Below are 244 nucleotides of genomic sequence, written 5' to 3'. Positions count from 1 at the left end.
ATCGTACCCCAAACCGACACAGGTGGTCAGGTAGAGAATACCAAGGCGCTTGAGAGAACTCGGGTGAAGGAACTAGGCAAAATGGTGCCGTAACTTCGGGAGAAGGCACGCTGATAGGTAGGTGAAGTCCCTGCGGATGGAGCTGAAATCAGTCGAAGATACCAGCTGGCTGCAACTGTTTATTAAAAACACAGCACTGTGCAAACACGAAAGTGGACGTATACGGTGTGACGCCTGCCCGGTG

At 52.0% G+C, this 244-nt stretch carries 1 rRNA gene; it reads left to right on the top strand.

From position 1 onward, the window contains the following. A 23S ribosomal RNA gene (locus CWM58_RS27970) occupies window positions 1-244 on the top strand; the annotation flags it as partial.

The sequence above is a fragment of the Klebsiella sp. H-Nf2 genome (assembly GCF_002806645.1).
Classification (GTDB): Bacteria; Pseudomonadota; Gammaproteobacteria; order Enterobacterales; family Enterobacteriaceae; genus Klebsiella; species Klebsiella variicola.
Note: the sequence above shows the minus strand (reverse complement) of the source record. Positions and strands in the feature narration are given on the sequence as shown.